We start from the raw sequence: 22,910 nt of genomic DNA on the forward strand, positions 1-22,910 counted from the left end.
ATGGAGCCTTTAGTCACTCATAAAGGGAAAGCCGCTGTGCTTAACCGTATCAATGTAGATACAGATCAAATTATTCCGAAACAATTTTTAAAAAGAATCGAACGAACAGGATATGGACGCTTTGCCTTTTTCGACTGGCGTTATTTAGCCGATGGCAGCCCAAATCCAGATTTCGAACTGAATCAGCCGATCTATGAAGGAGCATCCATTTTGATCGCAGGAGAAAACTTTGGCTGCGGATCATCTAGGGAACATGCTCCTTGGGCGCTTGATGATTATGGCTTTAAAATTGTCATCGCACCATCATTCGCAGATATATTTCATCAAAACTGCTTTAAAAATGGGATGCTTCCGATTCGCCTTGATTATGATGTGTGGAAAACCTTCGCAGCGTCATATGAGAACAAAGGGTATGAGATGACGGTTGATCTTGAAAAACAACAAATAGAAGATCACGAAGGGAATATCACCCCTTTTCAAGTCGACCCTCACTGGAGAGAAATGCTCCTAAATGGTTATGATGAGATTTCATTAACATTACTACTAGAAGATGACATTCAAGCATTTGAAGAAAAGCGCAGCAGCTGGCTGCGCGCCTAAGCAACGAGAAGCTGTCCGCCCGAGGTGTGACGGCTTCTTTTTTGCATGAAAACCTCTCGTTACTTGTGTTTACTAATCTTCGTTGGTAAACTGATAAAAAATATGCGCCCGAAAGGAACGTAAGCATGAAGCATGACAAGAAGAAAGATAATGTCATTTTGTTTCCTGGTCTGAAAGAAAGACTGATTGAAAAAGGAATGGCAGCATTAAAAGATAAACAGTATCAAGAGGCGCTTCACTTGTTTTCAGAAGCAAAATCGTATGATGACGATGAAGAATCCGATATTCACCTCGGAATGGCAATTTGTTTTCTGGAGCTGGGTGAGCTGCAGGATGCAAAGCGTGTTTGTGAAAAAATGCTACATGAAGGATATGGCCACTATTTCACTGTGCTCCAAGTGTATATGACGATCTTAATTCAGCTGAAAGAATATGAAGAAGTCAAACAGACGATTGAGGCTGTGCTCGAGGAAAACCATCTTCCGGCAGAAAGCGCGGAGCATTTTTACAAGCTGCTCGAATTTAGCAGAAAAATGATTGAATCACCTGAAGAGATTTTAGATGAAGATGAGGAAGCCGGAAGTGAGGTCAATATAGATGACATGCTGAAGCGGCCGGAAGAACAGGTCCAGTTCATCCATTCATTGAAAGACCGGAATATTACACCGCACATGGGTCTATTAAATACAATCTTACAAAATCCCGATGGGAACCCTTTGGTCAAATCAATGATCCTGCAGCTTCTGGCAGATCATGATGTGGCAAAGCCGGTTCATGTGACAAAATTCGGTGATTCTTTAACACTTATTCCTTCTGAGGCTGTAAAGCCAGAGCAGATGCCGCTTCTTCAGCAAGTCCTTCGTATGCTCGATGACACGCTCGGCAATGAGAACCCAACCCTTTACCAAGGCGTGGAAGAGCTATGGCGCCGGCACTTATTTGTGCTGTATCCATTTCTTCCTAAGTACACAGATCCGAGTCTTTGGGCAGCGGCACTTCATAAAGTCGGCTATGAAATGCATGGGATCGAGATTGAACTCGAAGAATTGCATCTATTGTATGAATTTAACGAACGAGAGCTGAGAGAAGCTTGCACAATGCTGAAAGATATTGAAGAAATTTCTTATTTGTAATTTGTCGATTTAGTTGAAAGACGGACTTGTTATGTTATAATATAATGGTTGTATTTGTGCATATATAGTGCAGTTGTCAGATTCCAACGGTTGAAAGACGATATGTATAATCAAGTCAAATGTTGTATACATAATGCAAGCTTCTTAGCGGAGTGCGTGGTTTTTGATTGGACGAAGTCTTTATGATGCTTTAGAATGGAGCAACGCACAATCTGAATAGATTTTTGGAGGGAAACACACATGTCAGTAAAATGGGAAAAACAAGAAGGTAACGAAGGCGTTCTAACTGTAGAAGTTGACGCTGAAACATTTAACAAAGCACTTGATGATGCATTTAAGAAAGTGGTTAAGCAAGTATCAATCCCTGGATTCCGTAAAGGGAAAGTACCACGTGGTCTTTTCGAGCAGCGTTTTGGTGTAGAATCTCTTTATCAAGATGCATTAGATATTCTTCTTCCAGTTGAATATCCAAAAGCAATCGACGAAGCTGGTATCGAACCAGTTGACCGCCCTGAAATCGATGTTGAGAAAATCGAAAAAGGCGAAAGCTTAATCTTCACTGCAAAAGTAACAGTGAAGCCTGAAGTAAAACTTGGTGACTACAAAGGTCTTAACGTAGAAAAAGACGACACAGCTGTTACTGATGAAGATGTACAAGAAGAGCTTAAAGGCATGCAAAACCGTCAAGCTGAGCTTGTTGTCAAAGAAGAAGGCGCAATCGAAAACGGCGATACAGTTGTTCTTGATTTCGAAGGATTCGTTGATGGAGAAGCATTCGAAGGCGGAAAAGCTGAGAACTACTCTCTTGAAGTAGGTTCTGGTTCATTCATCCCTGGGTTCGAAGAGCAATTAGTTGGTCTTGAAGCTGGCGCTGAAAAAGACGTAGAAGTTACATTCCCAGAAGAATACCATGCTGAAGACCTTGCAGGTAAACCAGCTGTATTCAAAGTGAAAATTCATGAAATCAAAGCAAAAGAACTTCCAGCACTTGACGATGAGTTCGCTAAAGATGTTGATGAAGAAGTAGAAACACTTGCTGAGTTAACTGAAAAAACGAAGAAACGTCTTGAAGAAGCAAAAGAAAACGAAGCAGAAGGAAAACTTCGTGAAGAGCTAGTTGCGAAAGCTTCTGAAAATGCGGAAGTTGACATCCCACAAGCGATGGTTGACACAGAGCTAGACCGCATGATGAAAGAATTCGAACAACGTCTTCAAATGCAAGGTATGAACCTTGAGCTTTACTTCCAATTCTCTGGACAAGATGAAGATGCGCTTAAAGAGCAAATGAAAGAAGATGCTGCTAAACGCGTAAAATCTAACCTAACACTTGAAGCAATTGCTGCTGCAGAAAACTTACAAGTGTCTGACGAAGAAGTGGAAGAAGAACTTTCAAAAATGGCTGAAGCATACAACATGCCAATTGAAAATATCAAACAAGCGATCGGATCTACTGAAGCAATGAAAGAAGATCTAAAAGTTCGTAAAGCAATTGATTTTCTTGTAGAAAACCGTTAATATGGTGCATAATAATAAAACAGGGCGCGAGTGACTCGTGCCTTGTTTTGTACAATTTTTGACTTATCATCGCTTCTTTTGGAAACGATAGTGTAAGTCGCATCTTTCTGTCATACATATCTCAATGTGCAGTGTTAGAAACACATCGTTACCGTCTTTTAGGAAAGTATGGTAAAATGCATACATACTGGACCCAGAAAGGTAGCTGACTGTTAGCTACAGGCAAGTGAAGAAGAATAAGGGGTGAAAGAATGTTTAAATTCAACGAGGAAAAAGGTCAATTAAAATGCTCGTTTTGCGGAAAAACGCAAGATCAAGTGCGTAAACTGGTCGCAGGACCTGGCGTATATATATGTGATGAATGTATCGAGCTTTGCACGGAAATAGTTGAAGAAGAGCTCGGCACAGAGGAAGAAGTTGAATTCAAGGATGTTCCGAAGCCTCATGAAATTCGGGAGATTCTTGATGAATATGTCATCGGACAAGACAATGCGAAAAAATCCTTAGCTGTAGCGGTTTATAACCATTACAAACGGATCAATTCCAACAGCAAGATTGATGATGTTGAGCTTTCGAAAAGTAATATTTCTATGATTGGACCAACAGGAAGCGGTAAAACATTACTTGCTCAAACACTTGCTCGTATTTTAAATGTTCCATTTGCGATCGCAGATGCAACATCATTAACTGAAGCAGGTTATGTTGGTGAAGACGTAGAGAATATTTTACTAAAGCTGATCCAGGCAGCGGATTATGATGTAGAAAAAGCAGAAAAAGGCATTATCTACATCGATGAGATCGATAAAGTAGCAAGAAAATCAGAAAACCCTTCTATCACTCGTGATGTATCTGGGGAAGGTGTCCAGCAAGCCCTTTTGAAAATTCTTGAAGGAACAGTTGCTAGTGTACCGCCTCAAGGTGGACGTAAGCATCCTCATCAAGAATTCATTCAAATCGATACAACAAATATCCTCTTTATTTGTGGTGGAGCCTTTGACGGCATTGAGCAAATCATCAAACGCCGCTTAGGTCAAAAAGTAATTGGATTCGGTGCGGAAAATAAAGTCGAAGATCTTGAAAAAGAAGTCCTTCTATCAAAAGTACTGCCAGAAGACTTGCTTCGCTTCGGTTTAATTCCAGAATTCATCGGTCGTCTACCGGTTATTGCAAGCCTAGAGCCGTTAGATGAAAAAGCACTTGTAGAAATCTTGACGAAGCCTAAAAATGCGCTCGTTAAGCAATATACAAAAATGCTTGAGCTTGACGATGTAGAGCTTGAATTTGAAGAAGATGCTCTTAGCGAAATTGCGAAAAAAGCAATTGAGCGTAAAACAGGAGCTCGTGGTCTTCGCTCGATCATTGAAGGCATCATGCTTGATGTGATGTTTGACCTTCCATCTCGTGATGATATTGAAAAATGTGTCATCACTGGTGCAACGGTTGCTGATGGTGAGCCGCCGCGTCTTGTGTTAAAAGATGGCACAGTCGTCAACAAAGATACAAAAACATCTGCATAAAGAGAAGTCTCACTCCTGAATCATTTTGATTCAGGAGTTTTTTATTTATCGTGGAAGACGTGTTTATTCCGTCCAGCTCTAGGAAATACTAGCAGACAGAAACCAATACATACGATAGATGAAGGAGGGAGCACCGATTGAGCTGGACAGGAATCGTATTATTTATACAGCTGTTCTTTGGTATCGTCATCGGGCTGTACTTTTGGAACTTACTGCGAAATCAGCGCACACAAAAGGTGACGATAGACAAAGAATCAAAGAAAGAAATGGAAGCACTCAGAAAGATGCGCTCAATCAAGCTGAGTGAGCCTTTATCAGAGAGAGTCCGGCCAAAGGGATTTCAAGATATTGTAGGGCAGGAAGACGGCATTCGTGCTCTAAAAGCAGCGCTTTGCGGACCAAATCCTCAGCATGTCATTGTCTACGGCCCACCGGGAGTTGGAAAAACAGCCGCTGCCCGTCTTGTCATGGAAGAAGCGAAGCGTCATGCTGATTCACCGTTTAAGAAAGATGCGGTATTTGTGGAGCTCGATGCCACAACCGCAAGATTCGATGAACGGGGCATCGCAGACCCACTCATTGGTTCCGTGCATGACCCGATTTACCAAGGGGCGGGAGCGATGGGACAGGCAGGCATTCCGCAGCCAAAACAAGGAGCCGTTACGCATGCTCATGGCGGGGTTCTGTTTATTGATGAAATTGGTGAACTGCATCCGATCCAAATGAACAAAATGCTGAAAGTCCTTGAAGATCGGAAAGTATTTTTAGACAGTGCCTACTACAGTGAGGAAAACACCCAAATTCCGAATCACATCCACGATATTTTTCAAAATGGGCTTCCGGCTGATTTTCGGTTGATTGGTGCCACAACAAGAACACCTGAAGAAATTCCACCGGCCATTCGCTCAAGGTGTTTGGAAATTTTCTTTAAGGACCTTGACCAGCATGAACTGAAAATTGTTGCTGCTAAGGCTGTCCAAAAAATTCAAAAGGAATTAAGTGATGAAGGGCTGAACCTGTTAACCTCTTATGTGAAAAACGGCCGTGAAGCAGTCAATATGGTGCAGATCGCCGCTGGAATGGCCGTCACGGAAAACCGAAAAGACATCACGATCGAAGATGTCGAGTGGGTCATTCATTCAAGTCAGTTGACACCAAGATATGAACAAAAAGTACCGGAAAAGCCAAAAGTCGGGGTAGTGAATGGTCTGGCTGTCTACGGTCCAAACAGCGGTGCGTTGCTTGAGATTGAAGTGAATATATGTAAGGCGCTTGAAAAAGGCAGTATCAACATTACAGGCATTGCAGAAGAAGAAAGCATTGGCAGTCAGTCTAAATCCATTAGACGAAAAAGTATGGCCAAAGGGTCTGTTGAGAACGTATTAACAGTGCTGAGAAACTTAGGCATACGGACAAATGAATATGACATCCATATTAATTTCCCAGGCGGTGCCCCGATTGATGGACCGTCTGCTGGGATTGCCATGGCGGCGGCGATTTTCTCTGCTATTCATCAAATCCCGATTGATCATCTGACAGCGATGACAGGTGAAATCGGATTGCAGGGTCAGGTGAAGCCGATCGGCGGTGTGATACCGAAGATTAAGGCGGCGAAACAAGCTGGTGCCACAACCGTGATTATTCCTTATGACAACCAGCAGTCGATCTTAAAAGAGATTGAAGGCGTCACCATTGTGCCTGTGAAGCACTTCCAAGAGGTGCTGGATCAGTGTTTGGTCAACCCGCCAGACGAGAAGAAAGATGGACTAGAAGAGGAAATGAAAAGAAAATCTGTTTAATCCCCATCACATATGGGGATTTTTTAGTGAAATAGATCTTTTTTTCTTTTTCAAGATAAAAAGAAAGGGTATACTACGGTAAGATCATCATTTCTCAAGTCTTTTACATTGTACAAGACTGAAACAGGTATATTATAATGATTCATACTAGTGACGGAGGTGTCAATCAACATGGCAGATGAAATCAAAAAGAATGTTCCGCTCCTCCCATTGCGAGGCTTGCTTGTTTATCCAACAATGGTCTTGCATTTGGACGTTGGACGCGAGAAGTCTGTTCAAGCATTAGAACAGGCGATGATGAACGATCATATGATTTTTCTAGCAACACAGCGGGAAATTTCAATAGATGAACCAGGTGAAGAGGAAATTTTCAAAGTCGGCACCTACACAAAAATCAAACAAATGCTGAAGCTGCCGAATGGAACGATTCGTGTACTCGTAGAGGGCTTAAATCGAGCGCAGATCGAATCATATGTGGAGCTTGAGGACTATACGTCCGTCGATATTAAAGAGTTGGCAGAAGAAGATTTAAAGGACGCAGAAGCAGAAGCACTCATGCGCACTTTGTTAGATCACTTTGATCAGTACATAAAAATTTCAAAAAAAATCTCAGCTGAAACATATGCAACGGTGACGGATATTGAGGAACCGGGGAGAATGGCAGATATCGTCGCTTCTCACCTGCCGCTTAAATTAAAGGACAAACAAGAAGTACTGGAAACAGTGGATGTTAAAAAACGTCTGAATCGTGTCATCAGCTTAATCCACAATGAAAAAGAAGTGCTGGAGATTGAAAAGAAAATTGGTCAGCGTGTTAAACGTTCAATGGAACGAACGCAAAAAGAATATTATTTGCGTGAACAAATGAAAGCCATTCAAAAGGAGCTAGGTGACAAAGAAGGAAAAACGGGCGAAGTCAGTTCATTAATGTCTAAAATCGAAGAGTCCAGCATGCCGGATTCTGTTCGTGAAACGGCGCTAAAAGAATTGAACCGTTATGAAAAAATTCCTTCAAGCTCTGCGGAGAGCTCTGTCATTCGAAATTATATTGATTGGCTGATCAATCTTCCATGGGGCATCTATACAGAAGATCGTCTAGATTTAAAGCTTGCAAGTGAAATTTTAGATGATGAGCATCATGGGTTGGAAAAAGTCAAAGAACGTGTGCTTGAATACCTTGCTGTACAGAAGCTGACGAATTCATTAAAAGGACCGATTCTTTGCTTAGCAGGACCTCCTGGGGTAGGGAAAACGTCACTTGCCAAATCGATTGCTAAATCACTTGATCGAAAGTTTATCCGTATCTCTCTTGGCGGTGTGCGTGATGAATCTGAGATTCGTGGACATAGAAGAACGTATGTAGGCGCGATGCCAGGCCGCATCATTCGCGGAATGAGCAAGGCAGGCACAATGAATCCGGTGTTTCTTTTAGATGAAATTGATAAGATGTCCTCTGATTTTAGAGGTGATCCGTCTTCTGCGATGCTTGAAGTGCTGGATCCAGAGCAAAATCACAACTTTAGCGATCACTATATTGAAGAGACATTTGATTTATCTCAAGTTTTATTTATTGCCACTGCCAACAATTTAGCAACCATTCCGGGCCCACTTCGTGATAGAATGGAGATTATCACGATTGCAGGGTATACAGAGGTTGAAAAAGCAGAGATTGTGAAAGATCATCTTCTGCCGAAGCAGCTAAAGGAGCACGGATTAAAGAAAGGGAACTTGCAGCTTCGTGAAGCAGCGATTTATGATATGATTCGCTATTACACAAGAGAAGCAGGAGTCCGCGGGTTAGAGCGTCAGCTTGCGGCCATTTGCCGAAAAGCGGCAAGAGCGATTGTGGCTGAAGACCGAAAACGCATCACAGTGACGGAAAAGAACTTATCTGAATTCCTTGGAAAAAGACTTTACCGTTATGGTCAGGCTGAAACGACAGACCAAGTGGGGGTTGTTACAGGACTTGCATATACGACAGTTGGCGGAGACACCTTATCAATTGAGGTATCACTCTCGCCTGGTAAAGGCAAGCTCTTGTTAACAGGTAAGCTTGGTGATGTCATGAGAGAATCTGCACAGGCGGCATTCAGTTATATTCGTTCCAAAGCAGATGAACTGAACATTGATCCTAATTTTAATGAAAAGCACGATATTCATATCCATGTTCCAGAGGGTGCGGTTCCAAAGGACGGGCCATCAGCTGGTATCACCATTGCGACGGCTCTTGTATCAGCACTCACAGGACGTCCTGTATCAAAAGAGGTTGGTATGACAGGAGAGATAACGTTAAGAGGAAGAGTGCTTCCAATTGGCGGACTAAAAGAAAAAGCATTAGGCGCACATCGTGCAGGATTGAAAACCATTATTCTTCCAAAGGACAATGAGAAGGATATTGATGATATTCCTGAAAGTGTGAGAGAAGGACTAACCTTTATTCCGGTCTCACATTTAGATGAGGTGCTTGAGAAAGCGTTGGTAGGAGAGGGAAGATGAAAGTAACAAAATCAGATATCGTCATTAGTGCGGTGAAACCAGAGCAGTACCCGAGCGGTGGACTGCCTGAAATCGCGCTTGCTGGACGATCAAATGTTGGAAAGTCCTCGTTCATCAACTCATTGATTAATCGTAAAAATTTAGCGCGTACGTCTTCTAAACCAGGTAAGACACAGACGCTTAATTTCTACATTATTAATGATATGCTCCATTTTGTGGACGTTCCGGGCTACGGCTTTGCCAAAGTATCAAAAACAGAGCGCGAAGCCTGGGGTAGAATGATCGAAACGTATATTACAATGCGTGAAGAATTAAAAGCAGTTGTCCAAATTGTGGACCTGCGTCATAAGCCATCAGTAGATGATGTGAACATGTATGAATTCCTTAAATATTACGGAGTTCCCGTGATCGTCATCGCTACAAAAGCGGATAAAATTCCAAAAGGCAAATGGGAAAAACATGCGAAAGTCGTCAAACAGACGCTCGACATTGACCCATCAGATGAACTCATCTTATTCTCTTCTGAAACAAAAAAGGGAAAAGATGAAGCCTGGAATGCGATCCTTGCGAAAGTAAACGGCTAAAAAAAAGCATCTGCGATGAGCAGATGCTTTTTTACATTAGTTTTCTTTTCAGCGTGAGATGAAAACCCTTGAAGTCTAGAAAGGACGAGTACTGGCGCGGAGCGAATTTGATATTCGTGAGCACCAGCACGCAGGACTGACACCGAATGCGAGGGTTTGTCTTCTCGCTGAAGGCATCTGCGATGAGCAGATGCTTTTTTATTGTATAAGTTATTTCCTTTTTAAAAATAATAAGAGGAGACTGACAGCAATCAGTACATAAGGCCAGTACAATTCAAAGCCGGAAGTAGGAATCGAAAGGGAACTTAGCTGTTTTGTAATTTGCTGAAAGAAATAAAGGAACAGACCGAGTGCGATCAGCACAACACTTTCAATACGATATTCTTTTTTCTGAGATGATTTCACAAAGAGTGCAAGTCCTACGATGAATACAATCATCGTAAATGTGTCTGGCCAGTGGTCCAATTTAGGCTGAAGAATAAAGTGTAGCGAAAGGCCTGTCATGAGCATACCGATAAACACATGAGCGCTTTCTTGCTCCTTCTTTCCTTGATATAAAAAAGCGAGGCCAAAAAGCAGTACAAGTGTATACCATTTCTCTTGATCCTTCCAAATGTCAAATTGACCTCCTGAGAGAATGGCATATAGCGCTACAGCCAGTAAAGTAAGCGGCAGCAAAATGGATTTCTTCTTCAAAGATGTCACCTTCTTTTAAGCAGATCATTTGTCCGCACGCGCCAAATCTGGTAAATTGCTTGAAGTGATGATATGGCATAAACGGTGTCGAACATTTTTCTACTATATCACAACATTTTTGAAATCTGTTCACAATTTTTATCCAGTTAAAAATGAATATATGTTATAATCATTATAAATAATAAATTCTATATTGTAATTATTATAAATTAGACAGGGCGTTGGGGGTGCAAGCTGAAGTTATGCATATTCTTGTTGTGGGTTTAGATTATAAAACAGCCCCTGTTGAGATACGGGAACAGCTGAGCTTTGAACCGAGTGAGCTCGGAACAGCGATGTCCAAGCTTAAAGAAGAAAAAAGCATTCTAGAGAATATCGTCATCTCAACATGTAATCGAACAGAGATCTACGCAGTAGTAGATCAGCTTCATACTGGACGGTTTTATATAAAAAGATTTTTAGCCGATTGGTTCGGTTTAGAAAAAGAAGATGTCTCTCCGTATTTGAAGTTCTATGAAAACGATGGAGCGGTTGAGCATTTATTCCGTGTAGCCTGTGGACTTGATTCCATGGTCATTGGTGAAACGCAAATACTCGGTCAGGTGCGATCCAGCTTTAAAGTAGCTCAAGAGGAGAAGACCATTGGTACCGTTTTCAATTATTTATTTAAACAGGCGGTCACTGTTGCAAAACGCTCTCATGCGGAAACGGATATTGCGTCTAATGCGGTGTCTGTCAGCTATGCAGCGGTTGAGCTTGCTAAAAAAATCTTTGGACGTCTTTCTGATAAGCATGTCCTGATTCTTGGCGCGGGCAAAATGGGCGAACTGGCGGCTCAAAACCTCCAAGGGCAAGGAATTGGCCAAGTAACGGTTATCAATCGAACGTTTGAGAAGGCAAAGGAATTGGCCGGTCGTTTTTCAGGAGAGCCTAAGAGCTTAAACCAATTAGAAAAAACATTATCCGAAGCGGATATTTTAATCAGCTCAACGGGTGCGAAACAATTTGTCATTACAAAAGAAATGGTCGAAAGTGCGAATAAAAAGCGGAAGGGCAGACCTCTATTTATGGTAGATATTGCTGTACCCCGTGATTTAGATCCAGCCATTTCTGAAGTAGAAGGTGCTTTTTTGTATGACATTGATGACCTTGAAGGCATCGTGGCTGCCAACTTAAAAGAGCGCCGTGCAGTGGCTGAGCAGGTTGAGCTCCTGATTGAAGCAGAAATTGTAGAATTTAAGCAATGGCTGAATACGTTAGGTGTTGTTCCAGTCATTTCTGCACTTAGAGAAAAGGCACTCACAATTCAAGCCGATACGATGCAGAGTATTGAGCGGAAGCTTCCAAACCTCACAAACCGTGAAATGAAGCTGTTAAATAAACATACGAAAAGCATCATCAACCAAATGCTGAAAGATCCTATCTTAAAGGCAAAAGAAATTGCCGCGGAGCCAAATGCAGAGGAGAAACTTTTACTCTTTAAAGAAATCTTTGATTTACAGGTTGAAGATGAAGAGCAAAAGGTCGAACCTGTACAGGTGGAGCAAGGGGCATTTCAGCTGTTCAAACCAAATATGGCACAAGGCTTTGCTACAGTTGCCAGTGAGTGATTAAGCGATGATGGAATCCATTGTAGCGAGACTCAATGAAGCAACGATCTTAATCTATGCACTAAGTGTCTTGTTCTATTTCATAGATTTTCTTCAACACAACCGGAAGGCTGGAAAAATGGCTTTCTGGTTGCTTTCTATTGTCTGGCTGCTGCAAACAGTCTACATGTTCTATATTATGATGGAAACAGACCGATTCCCTGTGTTGAATGTAGCAGAGGGGTTATATTTTTATACGTGGGTGCTTGTGACACTTTCACTTGTGCTCACAAAAATATTGCGCGTTGAATTTATTGTCTTTTTTACAAATGTGATCGGTTTTTCCATGATGGCGATTCACACCTTTACACCATCTGACCTCCATTCAGCAGAACTAACGGGGAAGCTGACGAGTGAACTGCTCGTGATTCATATTACGATGGCGATTTTATCCTACGGTGCCTTTTCACTTTCATTTGCGTTTTCACTGCTTTATCTCTTTCAATATCGTTTGCTGAAAAAGAAAAAATGGGGAAAATGGCTTTTGAGAATTGAAGACTTATCAAAGCTGGATCATATGGCATACGTATTAAACATTATTGGTGTGCCAATGCTTTTGCTTAGTTTAATTCTTGGCATCATTTGGGCATATATTTCGTATGATACGTTGTACTGGACAGATGCAAAGGTGCTTGGTTCGTTTATTATGCTGTTTTTATATGGCTTTTACTTATATATCAGATTGGTAAGAAATATGCAGGGCAAAATCGTGGCATTTTGGAATGTCGCTTCATTCCTTGTGCTGATGATCAATTATTTTCTGCTTGGTAGCTTATCAACCTTTCATTGGTTTCAATAATGATGAGTCTTAAAGGCATTGTCGGGAGGAAGACATATTGCGTACAATTAAAGTAGGTTCTAGACGAAGTAAGCTGGCAATTACACAAACAAAATGGGTCATTCAAAAGCTGTCTGAACTAAACCCTTCTTATTCTTTTGAAATAAAAGAAATTGTAACAAAGGGTGATCAAATTTTAGATGTGACCTTATCTAAGGTTGGCGGAAAAGGACTGTTTGTTAAAGAGATTGAGCAGGCGATGTTGAATCATGATATCGATATGGCGGTGCACAGCATGAAGGATATGCCGGCTGCTCTTCCGGAAGGTTTAGTGATTGGCTGTATTCCTGAGCGTGAAGATGTGCGGGATGCACTTATTTCGAAGGATCATCTGAGTCTCAGCGAACTGCCTAAGGGTGCAATTGTGGGAACGAGCAGCTTACGGCGCAGCGCACAGCTTCTTCAGGAAAGACCGGATCTTGAGATTAAATGGATTCGAGGAAACATTGATACGAGATTGGAAAAACTGAAAAATGAAGAGTATGATGCCATTATTCTAGCTGCTGCCGGCCTGTCTAGAATGGGATGGAGCAAAGAGGTTGTATCGGAATTTTTATCTCCTGAGACGTGCCTTCCAGCCGTTGGACAAGGCGCGCTGTCGATTGAGTGCCGCGGGGATGATGAAGAGCTGTTGCAGCTTCTCGCCCAATTCACGAATGAATATACGAAGAAAACGGTCCTCGCAGAAAGAGCCTTCCTCAAACAAATGGATGGAAGCTGTCAGGTGCCGATCGCCGGCTATGCAACGATGAATGAGCATAATGAAATTGAACTAACAGGTCTTGTTGCATCTGCTGATGGGCACACAATTATTCGAGAAACCGTCACAGGCACTGACCCTGAAGCAATTGGAACAGCGTGTGCGAAGCAGATGGCTGATAAGGGAGCAAAGGATTTAATCGACAAGGTGAAAAAGGATCTGTCTCAATGAGCATAGGCAAATCGCTTCACGGACAGACGGTGCTTGTCACTCGAAATGAACGTCAAGCGGGCGTGTTTCAGCAAAAGATTGAAGCGCTGAACGGCCATGCGGTTTTAACCTCTCTTATTCGGTTTGAGCCTACGCTCACAAAAGAAAAAGCGCAGGACTTTTTAAAGGACTTAGAAAATAGCCAATGGCTTGTTTTCACGAGTGTGAATGGTGCGTCTTTTTTTCTGAACTACATAAAAGACCATCATTTCCATAAGACCTTATCCCATTTGAAAGTAGCTGCTGTAGGAGAGAAAACCTCTGCCTATCTTGAGCAGCACGGCTTGAAGGTGGATGTTGTGCCAGAACGATTTATAGCGGAAGAGCTGGCGGATGCATTACTTGACCATGTACGCCCGGGAGAGCGTGTGTTTGTAGCAAAAGGGCATCTGTCACGAGATGTGGTGAAAGAGACCCTTGTTGCGCTCGGCATTGAGGTAAAAGAATGGATTTTATATGAAACAGTCAAGGATGAGGAAGGAATTGCTGCTCTTAAATCGGCAATGACGAAGCAATCATTTGATTTTATTACATTTACGAGCTCATCCACTGTTCATTCTTTTATGCATGTAATGGAAGCAGATGCAGCGATGCTGGCAGCATCTGACACCTGTTTTGTGACGATCGGTCCTCTGACAAAAGAGGCACTGCTTCAATACGGGATTTCTTCTGAAACCCCAGATACTTATACGATAGACGGAATGCTTGATTTGATGTGCCGTTTATCTGAAAGGAAGTTGAACCATTGATGAAATTTAACAGACACCGCAGATTGCGGACAAGCGCAGGAATGAGAGAATTAGTCAGAGAAACCTTTTTAAGACCATCTGATTTCATTTATCCGATCTTTTTTGTAGAGGGAGAAAATGTCCGAAAAGAAGTATCTTCAATGCCAGGTGTGTATCATATTTCTGTAGATCTTGTGAAAGAAGAAGTCCAAGAGCTTGTTGATCTTGGCATCAAATCGATCATTGTATTTGGTGTGCCAGATCATAAAGATCATGTAGGCAGTGAGGCGTATCACGATCACGGCATTGTTCAAAGAGCAACGCTTGAGATCAAAAAGCATTTCCCAGAGCTCGTGGTCATTGCAGACACTTGCTTATGCCAATATACAGATCACGGACATTGCGGAATTGTTGAAGATGGAGAAATTTTAAATGATGAATCTCTTCAGCTACTAGCGAAAACGGCTGTCAGCCAAGCGCGTGCAGGTGCAGATATCATCGCGCCTTCAAATATGATGGACGGATTTGTTGTTGCCATTCGTGAGGCACTTGATGAAGCAGGCTTTATTCATGTACCAGTCATGTCTTATGCCGTGAAATATGCAAGTGCTTTTTACGGTCCGTTCCGTGATGCAGCACATAGTACACCGCAGTTTGGAGATCGTAAAACATATCAAATGGACCCTGCAAACCGTTTAGAGGCTCTAAGAGAAGCGCAATCTGATGTAGAAGAGGGAGCTGACTTCTTGATTGTCAAACCATCTCTTTCTTACTTAGACATTATGCGTGATGTGAAAAATGAATTTACACTCCCTGTTGTTGCTTACAATGTGAGCGGAGAGTATGCAATGGTAAAAGCCGCTGCTCAAAATGGCTGGATTTCTGAAAAAGAGCTTGTTCTAGAAATGCTGACAAGCATGAAACGTGCAGGAGCAGAACTCATCATTACGTATCATGCAAAAGATGCAGCAAAATGGCTCTCAGAATAATGAACGGATAGACAGGAGGACATTGAAATGGGACGTAGCTATGAAAAATCAAAACAAGCATTTGAAGAAGCACAGCATTTAATGCCTGGTGGTGTCAACAGCCCTGTGCGTGCATTTAAATCAGTCAACACAGACCCGATTTTTATGGAACGAGGCAAAGGTGCCAAGATCTATGATATTGATGGAAATGAATACATCGATTATGTCTTATCATGGGGACCGCTGATTTTAGGACATACGAATGATCGTGTCGTTGAAAGCATTCAGCGAGTAGCGGAAAATGGGACAAGCTTCGGTGCTTCTACGTTAGTTGAAAATGAATTAGCTAAACTTGTATCAGAGCGTGTTCCTTCCATCGAAGTCATTCGTATGGTCAGCTCTGGGACAGAGGCGACGATGAGTGCACTTCGTCTAGCTCGCGGTTTTACAGGCAGAAATAAAATTGTGAAATTTGAAGGCTGCTATCATGGCCACGGTGATTCTTTGCTCATTAAAGCGGGTTCTGGAGTGGCAACGCTTGGACTGCCTGATAGTCCTGGTGTTCCTGAAGGGACTGCAAGCAACACGATCACAGTGCCGTACAATGATTTAGAAAGCATTCAAGTTGCTTTTCAAGAATTTGGCGACGATATCGCTGGTGTCATTGTAGAGCCGGTCGCAGGAAATATGGGGGTTGTCCCTCCGCAAGAAGGTTTCTTGCAAGGACTGAGAGACATTACGGAGCAATACGGATCATTACTCATTTTTGATGAGGTCATGACAGGCTTCCGTGTGGATTATCACTGCGCGCAAGGCTATTTTGGCATCACACCTGATCTGACGTGTCTTGGTAAAGTCATTGGAGGCGGTCTTCCAGTCGGTGCTTATGGCGGAAGAGCGGATATTATGAGACAAATTGCGCCAAGTGGTCCAATTTATCAAGCAGGAACGTTATCAGGTAACCCTCTTGCGATGACAGCAGGCTTAGAAACTCTAAAACAGCTCACACCTGAGTCTTATGAAGAGTTTAAGCGAAAAGGTGATCGTTTAGAAGAAGGCATTTCAAAAGCAGCGAAAGCATACGGAATTCCATTAACGTTTAACCGTGCGGGCTCCATGATTGGATTCTTCTTTACAAATGAAGAAGTGATCAATTATGACAAAGCGAAAACAGCTGATCTCGCTTTATTCGCTGAATTTTACAAGGAAATGGCCGATCACGGCATTTTCCTCCCGCCATCTCAATTTGAAGGACTATTCCTGTCAACAGCTCATACAGATGAAGACATCGAATATACAATTGAGACAGTGGAAAAGGTTTTTCAAAAACTACGTCGATAAAACAAAAGCTGATATGGAGACATATCGGCTTCAGATTGTTGACAAAGGCTAAAATGATCTTTATTTTAGCCCTTTGTCTTTTTTCAGCGTGATAGAAAACCTTTGCAGTCTAGGAAAGACGAGCAGCGGAGCGGAGCGAATTTGACATTCGTGAGCACCGGAGCGCAGGACTGACAACGAATGCGAGGGTTTGTCTACACGCTGAGCCGATATGGAGACATATCGGCTTTTTGCGTTGGAGAAAACCAATCATATTTTCACTTCCTGCCACATACAACTGTATTGACATCTAATTTTATTTTTTAAGGATTAGATGAAAGGAGGACACCGACTTGTCTCAAAACAATCGATTACAGTTTTCGGTAGAAGAATCCATTTATTTCAAAAGCGGACAGGAAGTCAGTGAGCTGCTGTCAATTTCTCTCGACCCTGACATTCTCGTTCAAGAAGTGAATGATTATGTTTCCATTAGAGGTTCACTCGAGCTAACAGGAGAATACAACATAAATCAAGAGGAGCTATTGGGTGAATTGAGTTCCTTTCCAACATACAGGGAAGCAGATGAGGTAAAGGTAAGAGAAGACGGAACGGCGGAGCTTCTGCATCAATTTCCAGTCGATATCACCATTCCGAAGAACAAAATTAGTCATTTAAATGATGTGTTTGTGTTTATTGATGCGTTTGATTACCAGCTGACAGAGAATCGTTTGCTTACCATTCAGGCTGATTTAGCCATCGAGGGCTTGTTAGACGAGGAAACGCCTCAAGCGCCTGTAGAGGAGCCGTATGAATTTGTCCATCGTCCTGAAGAGGATTATGGCGATATGGCTTACGATTATCAGTTGCAGCCGGAACAAGAAGAACAAAAAGAGTTGCAAGGCGAAGAACATGAGGATGATGAGAAGCAGTCTGTTTTCCAACATGACACACGTGCTGAGCAAGAAGAACAGGAAGATCAAGAAGAAGAGGAAGAAGAAATTGAGATAGAACTGATGAACAGGGAAGTAGAGGAAGTGCTCGAAGAACCCGAGGAACCTGAAGAACAAGAAGAGCCGGAACAGCCGAGTAATCAAGAAGAAGCTGTGGCGCTTGGCTATCGATCCATCCCTGAAGCTCAGGTGCAGGAACCGCCATTTTTTGAACCGCCTAAGCTTTTAGAAGAAGAGGAGCGGGATGATACGTACTTTGAAGTGGAAGTGAGAAAAGATCCGGAAGCTGCAGAAGAGCAGGAAGAAACGGTACAGTCGTATCCGGCATTTGAAGCACCTGCTTATCAAGTGGAACCTGAGCAAGAGGAGCAGGATGACGAATATCAGCTCGGGCGGTTATATGAACGGGAAGCACCTAAAATATATGAGTCAGCTCAAGAAGAAGAGGAGCTTGAAGAAGACGTGAGAGAAACGTCTGGCAGTGAGAACTCTCTTTATTTAACAAAGCTGTTCGCTAAGCAGGAGGAGGAAGATTTTTCTCGCATGAAAATATGTATAGTTCAGCAAGAAGATACGGTCGATCGTATTTGTGAGAGATATCAATTGAATGTGCAGCAGCTTCTTCGCACAAACTCATTATCGATTGATGCGGAGCTTGAGGAAGGGCAGATTCTTTATATTCCTGAATATCAAAAAAGCAATGCATAGCAAGCGATGACTGACCGAGAAAATGTGGTGAGTGGACGTGGATGAAATCCAATCTGTCTTATACGAATACGGACTTGAGGCTGAATATATTGAACCTGTCAGTCCTGTTGTCATCAAGGTATATACAAAGCAGGGTGTATTTGCCTTGAAGCGAGTAAAAGCCAACCGGCATATGCAATTTACTGAACAAATGCTTGAACTAGAATCAAAGGGATATCGCTCCTTTGTGCCGATTTATCGGACGAAGAGCGGTTCCTTTTTCTCAAGTCATCGGGAAAGCCAGTATGCATACTATCTGATGCCGTGGCTGACGAATGAAAAGAGAGAAGAGCAGGACGATAAGCACGAATATTTATTTCAGGAGATTGCAAGACTTCATAAGCGGACTGAAGTCATGATGGATATCACAGAGCAAGAGATAGAAGCGCATTACACCCAAATCAAGACCAAATGGGAAACAGAGAAAGACATGTATGAACGATTCATAGAGCGGGCAGAACAAACATGGTATATGTCGCCATTTGAGCTGGCCGCTGCTATGTATTTTTCAGAGGCGATGTCTGCCAGCGAATTTGCGCTTGAACGATTAGAAGATTGGCATGAAGAAATGAAAGACAAAGAGACAACGCGTGTTGTGCTAAATCATGGACAGCTATCGATCCATCATTTTTTGTATAATGATGTAGGAACAGGACATTTCACCAATTTCGAGCGGTCTAAAAAAGCCGCCCCCATCTATGATCTTCTGACCTATTACTTTCGGACATTCAAAACCTATCCCACGTCTTGTCCTGAATGCACTTCTTTGTTTTATACGTATCAAAAAGGAAACCCTTTTCGGGAGGAAGAACTGCATTTGTTCCTAAGCTACCTTGCTTATCCGCAAGTGCTCTTTGATACAGTAAAAGCTTATGAAGCAGGCGGACAGGATGAAATGGAAAGCTGTCAGCAGTTGTTAAGAGCGTATTGGCAGATGAAAAATTCTGAGCCGACCGTCATGAAGATTCATGAGATTGAGCAGGCTAGACGGCTTGAAGAAGAACAAAGTGCCTCGTCATCAGCGGAATGACGAGGTTATGTTGCGTTGGCTTTATATGGGCAGGTACATAAGCATGAGTTTTTTTAAAACCAATCAAGATGAAAGGCACAGGCGAGAAAAATAAGAATACCTAGAATGAGGACGTCAAATGTTGTAGGGAAAATGATCGTACGAAATCCTTGAAATATAGCAATTGGGAGAACGACTTGGGAGGCAACTGCCCGAATTTGTCTCAGCCAGGGGGGGAGTGTGTAAGGATTGATCTTCTTCAAATCAAACGCCCTCCTTCTTCATTTTGTTATTATCATATGGGCAAAAGGGCGAAGGGTGCCTGCCCAATTTGTATAAAGAAGAAGAAAAGCGGAAAAGATGATTGACGAAAACAAAAGGCATTTAGTAATATTAATAAAAGATGAGTATGTGCTGATGAACGTGATATATCGTAAGCGTGGATCAGGAAGAGTACGAGCAAGACCCTAAAGAGAGGGAAGCCAAGAGCTGAGAGGTTTCCTAGGATGTACTTGTTTGGAAGGTCGCCTGTGAGCTTAATTTCTTGAATGAACAAGTAGAGAAATTCGGGAGAACCCCGTTATCCTTTAGAGTGTATGGGACACGTGTATGTGTCTCGTGAAAAAAGGTGGTACCGCGAAAAAGCTTTTTCGTCCTTTTATAAGGATGGAAAGGCTTTTTTTATGTTTCATCAGCCGAAAAAATGTGGAGGTTACACAAATGGGAACAAATAATCAAGAAATGCCAACAAAGTACGATCCTAATGCGATTGAAAAAGACCGCTATACGTACTGGCTTGAAGGAAAATTCTTCGAAGCACAAAATGACAAAACGAAAGATCCATATACAGTCGTCATTCCTCCACCAAACGTGACAGGAAAACTGCACCTTGGGCATGCATGGGATTCTACACTCCAAGACATCGTGACACGTATGAAACGGATGCAGGGCTATGACGTTCTTTGGCTTCCAGGTATGGACCATGCCGGTATTGCGACTCAGGCAAAAGTCGAGGCAAAGCTTCGCGAAGAAGGCGTAAGCCGATATGACCTTGGCCGAGAGAAATTTGTGGAAGAAACGTGGAAGTGGAAAGAAGAATATGCAGATTTTATTCGCAGCCAGTGGGCGAAAATGGGTCTTGGTCTCGATTACTCCCGTGAACGTTTTACTTTAGATGAAGGTCTGAATAAAGCCGTTCGCCAAGTGTTTGTTCAATTGTACGAAAAAGGGCTTATTTATCGCGGAGAGTACATCATTAACTGGGATCCAGCAACGAAAACGGCACTTTCTGATATTGAAGTGATTTATAAGGATGTTCAAGGTGCGTTTTATCACTTGAGATATCCGCTTTCAGATGGCACGGGTTCAATTGAAATTGCGACAACAAGACCTGAAACAATGCTGGGAGATACAGCCGTAGCCGTACATCCTGATGATGAACGCTATCAGCATTTGATTGGAAAAACAGTGGTTTTACCAATTACAGGCCGTGAGATTCCAATCGTCGGTGATGACTATGTTGATATGGAGTTTGGTTCAGGTGCTGTGAAAATTACACCTGCTCATGACCCGAATGACTTTGAGCTTGGAAACCGCCACGGGCTAGAGCGTATTCTTGTCATGAATGAAGATGGCACAATGAATGCGAATGCTCTGCAATATAAAGGAATGGACCGCTTCGAATGCCGCAAACAGCTTGTGAAGGATTTACAAGAAGAAGGCATTTTGTTCAAAATTGAGGACCACATGCATTCAGTTGGTCATAGTGAGCGAAGTGGAGCTGTCGTTGAACCGTATTTATCAACACAATGGTTTGTGAAAATGCAGCCGCTGGCAGACGAAGCCATTCATCTGCAAAAAGGTGACGACCAAGTTCAATTTGTTCCAGACCGATTTGAAAAGACATATTTACATTGGATGGAAAATATCCGTGACTGGTGTATTTCTCGTCAGCTATGGTGGGGACACCGTATTCCGGCTTGGTATCATAAAGAAACGAAAGAAGTATACGTTGGACTTGAAGCACCAAAAGATATTGAGAACTGGGAACAGGATAACGATGTACTTGATACATGGTTTAGTTCAGCGCTTTGGCCGTTTTCTACAATGGGCTGGCCGGATGCAGACAGTGAAGACTTCAAGCGCTACTATCCAACCAATCTGCTTGTAACTGGCTATGACATCATTTTCTTCTGGGTATCCCGCATGATCTTCCAAGGTCTTGAATTCACAGGAGAAAAACCGTTCAAAGATGTCCTCATTCATGGGCTTATCCGCGACGAACAAGGGCGTAAAATGAGTAAGTCGCTCGGCAACGGAATTGATCCAATGGAGGTCATCGACAAATACGGTGCGGATTCATTAAGATATTTCTTAGCGACTGGAAGCTCACCAGGCCAGGATCTTCGTTTTAGCTTTGAAAAGGTTGAATCCACTTGGAACTTTGCGAACAAAATTTGGAACGCATCCCGCTTTGCTTTAATGAATATGGATGGTTTAACGTATGATGAGCTTGATTTAACAGGAGAAAAATCAGTTGCTGACCAATGGATTTTAACACGCTTAAATGAAACAATTGAAAGTGTCACACAGCTTGCTGACAAGTATGAATTCGGTGAAGTGGGCAGACACTTATACAACTTCATTTGGGATGATTTCTGTGATTGGTACATTGAAATGGCGAAACTTCCGCTTTATGGAGAAGACGAAGCAGCGAAGAAAACGACTCGTTCGATCCTTGCGTATGTATTAGATCAAACGATGAGACTTCTACATCCGTTTATGCCGTTCTTAACAGAAGAAATCTGGCAGCATCTACCGCATGAAGGTGAGTCCATTACTGTTGCAGCATGGCCTGAAGTGAAGCCGGAGCTTTCCAACGAACAAGCTTCTGCTGATATGAAGCTACTTGTGGAACTCATCCGCTCTGTTCGTAACATTCGCAGTGAAGTGAACACACCAATGAGCAAACAAGTAGAGCTTTACATTAAAGCCTCTACATCTGATGTGCAGGAACGCTTAGAGAAAAACCGTTCATATATTGAGCGCTTCACGAACCCAAGTGTTCTAGAAATTGGCACGTATATCCCAGCTAGTGATAAAGCGATGACGGCTGTTATTTCTGGAGCAGAACTCATTCTGCCGCTTGAAGGCTTAATCAACTTAGATGAAGAAATTGCTCGTCTGCAAAAAGAGCTTGATAAGCTGACAAAAGAAGTGGAACGAGTACAGAAAAAGCTTGGCAACGAAGGCTTTATGAAAAAAGCGCCTGAAAGTGTCGTAGAAGAAGAGCGTGCGAAAGAACGTGATTATGTCGCAAAACGCGAAGCTGTTCAAAAGCGTATTGAAGAGCTGAAAGCATAAGGTTGAAAAGACGGCTCCTAATGAAAGG

18 protein-coding genes and 1 other annotated feature are annotated in these 22,910 nt (G+C 42.5%); of the genes, 16 read left to right on the forward strand and 2 right to left on the reverse strand.

Translation table 11 applies throughout. The annotated features are described in order from the left end of the window. The 7 genes from leuD (at nucleotide 1) to yihA (ending at nucleotide 9,644) form a co-directional block, all read left to right on the forward strand. Nucleotides 1–600 (forward strand): 3-isopropylmalate dehydratase small subunit, encoded by a 600-nt coding sequence (gene leuD / locus AC3WTB_RS16305; RefSeq protein WP_024423183.1) that lies wholly within the window; start codon nucleotides 1–3, stop codon nucleotides 598–600. A gap of 125 nt (nucleotides 601–725) precedes the next feature. Then, on the forward strand, nucleotides 726–1,733 hold the full coding sequence (gene ddcA / locus AC3WTB_RS16310) for a DNA damage checkpoint antagonist DdcA (RefSeq protein WP_047202463.1): 1,008 nt from the start codon (nucleotides 726–728) through the stop codon (nucleotides 1,731–1,733). Between the two features lie 240 nt (nucleotides 1,734–1,973). Continuing rightward, nucleotides 1,974–3,248 carry a trigger factor gene (gene tig / locus AC3WTB_RS16315; RefSeq protein ID WP_034279803.1) on the forward strand — a complete coding sequence of 425 codons (1,275 nt, stop codon included), beginning with the start codon at nucleotides 1,974–1,976 and terminating at the stop codon, nucleotides 3,246–3,248. A gap of 251 nt (nucleotides 3,249–3,499) precedes the next feature. Next, the gene (gene clpX / locus AC3WTB_RS16320; protein WP_024423180.1) at nucleotides 3,500–4,765 is read left to right on the forward strand and encodes an ATP-dependent protease ATP-binding subunit ClpX; all 1,266 of its coding nucleotides are present in this window, start codon (nucleotides 3,500–3,502) and stop codon (nucleotides 4,763–4,765) included. Nucleotides 4,766–4,902: 137 nt separating this feature from the next. After that, nucleotides 4,903–6,564, forward strand: a complete 1,662-nt coding sequence (gene lonB, locus AC3WTB_RS16325; protein WP_041086484.1) for an ATP-dependent protease LonB — start codon at nucleotides 4,903–4,905, stop codon at nucleotides 6,562–6,564. Between the two features lie 171 nt (nucleotides 6,565–6,735). Beyond that, nucleotides 6,736–9,060, forward strand: a complete 2,325-nt coding sequence (lon, locus tag AC3WTB_RS16330; RefSeq protein WP_039180421.1) for an endopeptidase La — start codon at nucleotides 6,736–6,738, stop codon at nucleotides 9,058–9,060. After that, the gene (gene yihA / locus AC3WTB_RS16335; RefSeq protein ID WP_024423177.1) at nucleotides 9,057–9,644 is read left to right on the forward strand and encodes a ribosome biogenesis GTP-binding protein YihA/YsxC; all 588 of its coding nucleotides are present in this window, start codon (nucleotides 9,057–9,059) and stop codon (nucleotides 9,642–9,644) included. The genes lon and yihA overlap by 4 nt, the downstream gene beginning before the upstream one ends. 210 nt (nucleotides 9,645–9,854) lie before the next feature. Here yihA and AC3WTB_RS16340 read toward each other — a convergent pair whose 3' ends face one another. Further along, the gene (locus AC3WTB_RS16340; RefSeq protein ID WP_034279808.1) at nucleotides 9,855–10,340 is read right to left on the reverse strand and encodes a hypothetical protein; all 486 of its coding nucleotides are present in this window, start codon (nucleotides 10,338–10,340) and stop codon (nucleotides 9,855–9,857) included. 242 nt (nucleotides 10,341–10,582) lie between these two features. Here AC3WTB_RS16340 and hemA point away from each other — a divergent pair, with 242 nt between their 5' ends. From hemA to ysxE, 8 genes are all read left to right on the forward strand, one after another. Next, nucleotides 10,583–11,950, forward strand: coding sequence for a glutamyl-tRNA reductase (gene hemA / locus AC3WTB_RS16345; protein ID WP_039180415.1), 1,368 nt, complete (start codon nucleotides 10,583–10,585; stop codon nucleotides 11,948–11,950). A gap of 7 nt (nucleotides 11,951–11,957) precedes the next feature. Next, nucleotides 11,958–12,788 carry a cytochrome c biogenesis protein gene (locus AC3WTB_RS16350; RefSeq protein WP_039180413.1) on the forward strand — a complete coding sequence of 277 codons (831 nt, stop codon included), beginning with the start codon at nucleotides 11,958–11,960 and terminating at the stop codon, nucleotides 12,786–12,788. Nucleotides 12,789–12,822: 34 nt separating this feature from the next. Further along, a complete protein-coding gene (hemC, locus tag AC3WTB_RS16355) occupies nucleotides 12,823–13,758 on the forward strand; it encodes a hydroxymethylbilane synthase (protein WP_492333999.1) in 936 nt (311 codons plus the stop codon). Then, complete coding sequence (locus AC3WTB_RS16360; protein WP_268474210.1) at nucleotides 13,755–14,546, forward strand: uroporphyrinogen-III synthase; 792 nt, start codon at nucleotides 13,755–13,757, stop codon at nucleotides 14,544–14,546. The genes hemC and AC3WTB_RS16360 overlap by 4 nt, the downstream gene beginning before the upstream one ends. Further along, complete coding sequence (hemB, locus tag AC3WTB_RS16365) at nucleotides 14,546–15,514, forward strand: porphobilinogen synthase (RefSeq protein ID WP_029706177.1); 969 nt, start codon at nucleotides 14,546–14,548, stop codon at nucleotides 15,512–15,514. Before AC3WTB_RS16360 ends, hemB begins: the two co-directional genes overlap by 1 nt. 27 nt (nucleotides 15,515–15,541) lie before the next feature. Further along, nucleotides 15,542–16,834 (forward strand): glutamate-1-semialdehyde 2,1-aminomutase, encoded by a 1,293-nt coding sequence (gene hemL, locus AC3WTB_RS16370; RefSeq protein WP_039180405.1) that lies wholly within the window; start codon nucleotides 15,542–15,544, stop codon nucleotides 16,832–16,834. Between the two features lie 332 nt (nucleotides 16,835–17,166). Then, a complete protein-coding gene (locus AC3WTB_RS16375) occupies nucleotides 17,167–18,471 on the forward strand; it encodes a LysM peptidoglycan-binding domain-containing protein (protein ID WP_492333970.1) in 1,305 nt (434 codons plus the stop codon). A 37-nt stretch (nucleotides 18,472–18,508) separates the two neighbouring features. Next, the gene (ysxE, locus tag AC3WTB_RS16380) at nucleotides 18,509–19,540 is read left to right on the forward strand and encodes a spore coat protein YsxE (protein ID WP_492333971.1); all 1,032 of its coding nucleotides are present in this window, start codon (nucleotides 18,509–18,511) and stop codon (nucleotides 19,538–19,540) included. Nucleotides 19,541–19,593: 53 nt separating this feature from the next. Here ysxE and AC3WTB_RS16385 read toward each other — a convergent pair whose 3' ends face one another. Then, nucleotides 19,594–19,782 (reverse strand): YszA family small membrane protein, encoded by a 189-nt coding sequence (locus AC3WTB_RS16385; RefSeq protein WP_003216497.1) that lies wholly within the window; start codon nucleotides 19,780–19,782, stop codon nucleotides 19,594–19,596. 168 nt (nucleotides 19,783–19,950) lie between these two features. Then, nucleotides 19,951–20,180: a binding site (T-box leader), on the forward strand. Nucleotides 20,181–20,239: 59 nt separating this feature from the next. On the opposite strand from AC3WTB_RS16385, the gene AC3WTB_RS16390 reads away from it, so the two are divergent. Then, nucleotides 20,240–22,882: a valine--tRNA ligase gene (locus AC3WTB_RS16390; RefSeq protein WP_492333972.1), complete on the forward strand. Its 2,643-nt coding sequence runs from the start codon at nucleotides 20,240–20,242 to the stop codon at nucleotides 22,880–22,882. Nucleotides 22,883–22,910 lie beyond the last annotated feature (28 nt).

The organism is Bacillus sp. EB106-04-04-XG123 (assembly GCF_058791855.1).